Below are 6000 nucleotides of genomic sequence, written 5' to 3'. Positions count from 1 at the left end.
CCTCCCAGGAGGGGAGGAGTTACGTGCTCGGGCAAGAGGCAAATAAATTCAGGCCCAGCTGTTCCGACAAAAACTGCGTTACCAACTGCCCCTTGACGCTGTTGCCCGCTTCATCGAGGGGCGGGGCGAAGGTGGCGAGGCCGCCCTTGCCGGGGGAAACAGTGACCAGGCCGCCGCTGACGCCGCTTTTGCCGGGTAGCCCGGTCTCATAGAGCCAGTCGCCGGAGTTTTCGTACAGTCCGGCGGTGACCATCACCGCCAGCACGTGCTGACAGTGGATCGGGTCGATGATGGCGTCCTGAGTAACCGGATTCACGCCGCCGTTAGCTAACGTCGCGGCCATCACCGCCAGATCTCGCGCGGTGACGTTGAGGGAGCACTGCTTGGTGTAGACATCGGTGGCCTCGACCGGGTCAAAAAAGATGCGATCGTAGGCTTGCAGCAGCTTGGCAATGCCGGTGTTGCGCTGGTTAGTGGCGGCCTCCGACTCGTAGACGGTCTGGTTGAGGCTGAGCGATCGCCCCGCAAACCGCGATAGCTGCTCTTGAATAAACTGCCACTTGGCCTCGGCGGTGTCGCCGGGGGCCAGGCTGGTGGTGGCGATCGCCCCCGCATTCACCATGGGGTTATTGGTGCCTTCATCGATGCGCTCTAGGGCGATCACCGAGTTAAAGGGCAGGCCGGTGCTATTCACCCCCAGTTTTTCCTGGGCGACATCTTCGCCGATCGCCTGGCAGATCAGGGCAAACACAAAGGGCTTCGACACGCTCTGAATCGAGAATTCGTAGTCGATGTCGCCCATGCCGTGGATTTCGCCGTTAACGCCCACTACACAGAGGCCAAACAGATCCCGAGGTACCGCCGCCAGGGCGGGAATGTAGTCGGCTACAGCGCCGTCATCGATGGTTTTGAAGCGATCGTAGGCGTCATGGACTAGAGCCTTGATGCGATCGGGATCGGGTAAATGGCCGGTGGAGATGGGCGGGGTTGCGCCATTGGCGAGTGCTTCTGCACTCGCGGCAGCCCCCTGATCGCGTTTAGATAACCGCCATCTATTCAGCAGCATCGCCCGTACCCAGTAGCTTGGCTTTAGCAATCTGAAACTCGTCATCGGTCAGGGCACCGGCCTCCTTGAGCTGGGCTAGCTGGGCCAGTTGAGCGACCAAATTGGTGGGAGGCGCAGCGGGCGGTGGCTCTACAGCAGCGGGGGGAGCCACCATCTCGATCTGCTGCGGCTGCGGATCGGTTGCCGATCGGCGCGCCGCCTTGCTGTGCATAGCGTTGCTGGTGGCCTGGCTGGAGGCGGTCATGGCGCTGCTGACGACCGAAGCTCGGGCGGCGGTGCGGAGCAGGCTGGGTTGGTTACGGCGGTTTCTAAGCATGGGTTTTAGGGTTGGAGGGGTGAGTTGAAAAGGGTGAATTCAAAATTCAAAAGGCAAAATTCAAGCCCCGGCCTGGGCGGCGAGGGCTTCATCAACGATGCGGCTGGGGATGCGATCGCTCAGCACTAGCTGTCCCCCGGCTTTGACGACCGCATGACTAAAGGCGGTGGCCCAGGTGTTTTCAAACAGCAGGATGGCCGCGAAGGAGTCGTTGTCTAGGCCTTCAGCGATGTCGGTCATATCTTGCTCGGAAATCAGCCCTGAGATGTCAGCCACCAGGGGGTCTAAGAAGCTGTGGTCGATATTGTCCATCTCGTCGATTTCAACCAGGGTGACGTCACCGCTACCGTGTTTTTGAACAAACACAATATCGACAATGCGAATCATTTGGCTGTCGATCAGCGCTTTGAGGGCGGTGGCAATATCCTCAGAAATCGCTGCCGTCGGGAATTTAATGCAGAGAATTTCGATTGGGCCGAAGGGCATGGGGAACTCCTAGTAGCGCAGGGTGAGAACGATGCCGTGGTGGTCGGCCAGGGAGCCGTCTTCCATCAGCATCACTTCGCCGCCCTTGGCCAGGACGGCTTCGATGATTTCGTCAATGGCGTCGTCCATCACCTCGGTGCCGCCTTTGGCTTCGACAATCTGGAGGCCGCCTTTGTCATCGACTACCCCTGGCACGTGGTAGCCGCTTTCCACCAGCAGCAGTTTGCCGCGTCCTTCGTTGGCCAACTGCCAGATTTCTTGCAGGGCGGTGGAGACTTTTTTCTCGCCTATGGCGGTGTCGAGGGCGGCCAGGGCGTCGGCCCGCTGCTGCGATCGCACCGCCTGAATAAAGGGCCACACCTCGGGCACCAGTTCTGACACCGTGGCTTTGTCAAAGTTGCTGGAGAGGGTGCCGACAATCTGCGATTTGTACTGCGACACCTCCTGAAAAAACGAGATCTGGCGAACCACGCCGCCGACAACGATCGGCAGGGTGTCGTCTTCGGCATAGTCGGTAAAGGCGCGATCGACCGACTGAAAGAAACGGCGGTGGCGATCGTCCATGTACGCAGAGTCGGCGCTGTCGGGTAGAGCGGTGGTGGCCCCAGGGCCTTCCATTTGCAACGGAAAGTCTTTGTTGTAAACTTCTTCGAGGGTGTCGCCGGTACCGGCCAGCAGGCGGCTGGCATTTTGGCTGAGCAAAAACACCCAGTAGCGCTGGGCGCGGTGCAGCCCGTAGACCAGGTCGCGGGTGGCAAAGCTCTGGCCAATGATCACCCGCTGGGGCACGGTGAAGGGCAAGTAGAATTTTTTGGCAAAGTCGTGGGCGACAAACAGCGCCAGGCCGTCAAGGGCGTAGGTGTAGTCGATATCTGCCACCAATTCGTCCAGTTTTTTTAGCAGCGGCTCTAGATCGCGGGCTGAGAATTCTTTCGAGAGGCGATCTTTGGCGTCGGCCACCAGGTTTTTCACCAAAATCGGGTCTTGCTTGTTGTCGGGAGAGGTGCGGTGGGTGGGCAGCAAAATCGACAGGGCAGGAACCTTGGTGAGGGCTTGCAGTTCCTTCAGGTCGTGGCGAGTAATCATTGGGCAAATCCTATAGCGGTGATCGGTAGGGTGGGCATTGCCCACCTTTAACTTTGCGGAGTAGCCGTTCCTTCGGTGAGCAATGTCACGGAAAGAGAAACTGGGTGAGAAAGGTCAGGGAAAGGTCGTTTTCCCCGCTTCTCACCCAGAAGCGGATGTACAGCTAAAAATCCACGGCGTCGCGGATGATCGGGCAGGTCATGCAGTGACCGCCGCCGCGCCCGCGCCCCAGTTCTGCGCCGACGATGGTGACCACTTCGACCCCTTCTTTGCGCAGGGCGGTGTTGGTGACGGTGTTGCGGTCATACATCATCACTACCCCCGGCTCCAAACACACGGCGTTGTTGCCGCTGTCCCACTGCTGGCGCTGCTCCTGGTAGGCGTTGCCGCCGGTCTCCACCACCCGGATTTTCTTCAGGCCCAGGGCGTCGGCGACCACTTCCACGAAGGATTTCTCTTCTTTGACGATCTCGTAGCCCGGCGCTTTGTCGCTGGGGTAGATGGAGAAGGGCACTACCTGGTCCATGATCGGCGGGAACAGGGTGACCAGGTCGCGATCGCAGAACGTAAACACCGTATCCAAATGCATGGCCGATCGCAGCTTGGGCATGCCCGCCACAATCACCCGCTCGGCCCCACCTTTGGCAAACAGGTTGGCCGCCACCTGGGTAATCGCCTGGTAGGAGGTACGCTCGCTCATGCCCACCAGCACCATGCCCTTGCCAATGGGCATCACGTCGCCGCCCTCGAAGGTGGCGGTGCCGTGGTGCTCGGTCGGGTCGCCCCACCAGATCGGAAAATTGGCCTCGGCAAAGCTGGGGTGAAACTTGTAGATCGAGGTGGTCAGCACCGTTTCTTCGTGGCGGGCGGGCCAGTAGAGCGGGTTGAGGGTGACGCCGCCGTAGATCCAGCAGGTGGTGTCGCGGGTGTAGAGGGTGTTGGGCAGAGGCGGCAGCAGGTAGCCTGCGTAGCCGTCGTTGTCCTGGGCCAGCTTCAGCAGTTCGCTGCCAAAGTCGGTGGGCATGTTGTAGACGGCCAGACCGCCGATCAGGTATTCGGCCAGCTTGGCGGGGGGCAGCTCGTCGAGAAAGGCGCGCACGTCCTCCACCAGGCCCAAACCCACCTCGTTGGGCACAATCTGCTGGTCGAGAATCCACTTTTTCGCTTCGGGAATGGCGACGGTTTCGGCCAGCATCTCGTGCTTTTCGATTACGTCAATGCCGCGATCGCGCATCTTCAGCACAAAATCGGCGTGGTCGCGCTTGGCCATCTCCACCCACAGCACATCGTCAAACAGCAGGTCGTCGTTGTTGCTGGGGGTCAGGCGCGAGTGGGCCAAACCGGGCGAGCACACTAGCACTTTGCGCAGCTTGCCCACTTCAGAGTGGACGCCGTAGGTCGGGGTTTCAGTAGTCATAGGAGATTCCGTGGAGAAGTACTGAGTGAGTCAGGGAAGAGCGTGAGAACGTGAAAACTTGCTAACCTGCAAACCTGCAAACCCAAAAAGATGGAGTAAAATTGATCGCCTCAAATTGCAATCAATCCGGTCATGAGGCCATACAGCGCCGTCAGCGCCGCAATCACCGTCACCGTAAACACCACCAGTTCCCAAAAGCCAAATATTCTCAGCCCCTGCTCTCGCCGAGCCAGGAAAAAGAGAATTGTGCCGGGAGCCAAAATCAGTGCTGCCAGCAGCAGCTTGTCGAGGCCGCCCGCCACCAGCATGAATGGCGTAGGCGGTCGCAACCAGACTGACAATCATCTCGGAGGTGCGGCTGCGGGCATCAGTTTCGTAGGTCTCTCGGGTGATGGTCAGCTTGAGCGCAAAGGCCGCCACCAGCAGGTAGGGAATCAGCGACATGGCGCTGGTCAGCTCTAGGGCTAAGTCGAAGGCGTTTTGGGCAAACAGGGTGATGATCAAAAAGCCCTGCACCACAATGTTGGTCATCCAGAGCGACCTGGACGGCACTTTTTGGGCGTTTTCATGGTTGAGAAAGCTGGGCATCAGGTTGCTTTTGGCAGCCATAAAGGGCACCTCCGCCGCAAACAGCGTCCAGGCTAAAAATGCCCCCAGCACCGAAATCAGCAGGCCAACGCTGACAAAAATACTGCCCCAGCGGCCCACCACAGCTTCGAGCGCCCCGGCCATCGACGGGTTGCGCAGCTCGGCCAGTTCGGCTCGGGGCATGAGACCGAACGGCAGCATGGTGACCAAAACCAGCAGGCACAGCACGCCCACAAATCCCAGCACCGTGGCCAAGCCGACGTCTGACCGTTTCTCGGCATAGCGAGAGTAGATGCTGGCCCCCTCAATGCCAATGAACACAAACACCGTCACCAGCATGGTGCTGCGCACCTGACTCCAGATCGACTCCTCATAGCCCTGGCCACCCAACAGGTTGGCCATAAATACGTCAGGATTAAAGGCAAACAGCAGCACAAAAATGAACACTAAAATCGGCACAATTTTGGCAATGGTGACGATGGTATTCAGCCCCGCCGCCGTCTGCACACCGCGCATGATCATGGTGTGAAACAGCCAGATAATCACCGAGGAAACGATGATCGCCTGCACGGTATTGCCGTCGCCAAAGATCGGGAAAAATGCTCCCAGGGTGGACGAAATTAAGACGAAGTAAGACACATTGCCCACGCAAGTGCCCGACCAAAAGGCCAGCGCCGCCAAAAAGCCGAGATAGTTGCCAAAGCCTGCCTTGGCGTAAATAAACACCCCCGAATCTAGCTCAGGCTTGCGCTGGGCCAGGTTTTGAAACACAAAGGCCAGCATCAGCATGCCGACGCCTGCGATCGCCCAGGCAATCAGTCCACCCACTACTCCAGTAGCTCGGCCAAAGGCGGAGGGCAGGGTGAAGATTCCGGCCCCCACCATTGAGCCAACTACCAGGGCCGTTAACGCCCAAACTGACAACGTTTGTTTTCCCGTTTCAGTGCCGTAGACTGGGTCTATAGCGCTTCCATAGTTTTGTTCTGTAGCCATACTCGTTTCCTCTGATTGCTGGATTGAGTGCTGCTAGCGTTCAGGTGG

The 6000-nt window shown here is 58.9% G+C and carries 5 protein-coding genes and 1 pseudogene; all 6 read right to left on the bottom strand.

Annotated elements, in window-relative coordinates:
- Positions 1-19 precede the first annotated feature (19 nt).
- The 6 genes and pseudogenes from glsA to IQ273_RS09490 all read right to left on the bottom strand — a co-directional run bounded on the left by glsA (position 20) and on the right by IQ273_RS09490 (position 5844).
- Positions 20-1066 carry a glutaminase A gene (gene glsA / locus IQ273_RS09515; RefSeq protein WP_228052657.1) on the bottom strand — a complete coding sequence of 349 codons (1047 nt, stop codon included), beginning with the start codon at positions 1064-1066 and terminating at the stop codon, positions 20-22.
- On the bottom strand, positions 1053-1382 hold the full coding sequence (locus tag IQ273_RS09510) for an SHOCT domain-containing protein (protein ID WP_194022930.1): 330 nt from the start codon (positions 1380-1382) through the stop codon (positions 1053-1055). The genes glsA and IQ273_RS09510 overlap by 14 nt, the downstream gene beginning before the upstream one ends.
- A gap of 60 nt (positions 1383-1442) precedes the next feature.
- Positions 1443-1868, bottom strand: coding sequence for a DUF6325 family protein (locus IQ273_RS09505; protein ID WP_194022929.1), 426 nt, complete (start codon positions 1866-1868; stop codon positions 1443-1445).
- Positions 1869-1877: 9 nt separating this feature from the next.
- Positions 1878-2954: a hypothetical protein gene (locus IQ273_RS09500; RefSeq protein ID WP_194022928.1), complete on the bottom strand. Its 1077-nt coding sequence runs from the start codon at positions 2952-2954 to the stop codon at positions 1878-1880.
- Between the two features lie 163 nt (positions 2955-3117).
- Complete coding sequence (gene arcA, locus IQ273_RS09495) at positions 3118-4371, bottom strand: arginine deiminase (RefSeq protein ID WP_194022927.1); 1254 nt, start codon at positions 4369-4371, stop codon at positions 3118-3120.
- 110 nt (positions 4372-4481) lie between these two features.
- Positions 4482-5844 (bottom strand): annotated as a pseudogene (locus IQ273_RS09490) (basic amino acid/polyamine antiporter).
- Between the last annotated feature and the right edge of the window lie 156 nt (positions 5845-6000).

The organism is Nodosilinea sp. LEGE 07298, from assembly GCF_015207265.1.
Taxonomy (GTDB): domain Bacteria; phylum Cyanobacteriota; class Cyanobacteriia; order Phormidesmidales; family Phormidesmidaceae; genus Nodosilinea.
The sequence above is the reverse complement of the archived record's forward strand: the minus strand, read 5'-3'. Positions and strand labels throughout refer to the sequence as shown.

Bases quoted from the DNA above. Each gene is read 5' to 3' on its own strand.
- glsA (WP_228052657.1), bottom strand. From the start codon at position 1,066: ATGCTGCTGAATAGATGGCGGTTATCTAAACGCGATCAGGGGGCTGCC.
- IQ273_RS09510 (WP_194022930.1), bottom strand. From the start codon at position 1,382: ATGCTTAGAAACCGCCGTAACCAACCCAGCCTGCTCCGCACCGCCGCC.
- IQ273_RS09505 (WP_194022929.1), bottom strand. From the start codon at position 1,868: ATGCCCTTCGGCCCAATCGAAATTCTCTGCATTAAATTCCCGACGGCA.
- IQ273_RS09500 (WP_194022928.1), bottom strand. From the start codon at position 2,954: ATGATTACTCGCCACGACCTGAAGGAACTGCAAGCCCTCACCAAGGTT.
- arcA (WP_194022927.1), bottom strand. From the start codon at position 4,371: ATGACTACTGAAACCCCGACCTACGGCGTCCACTCTGAAGTGGGCAAG.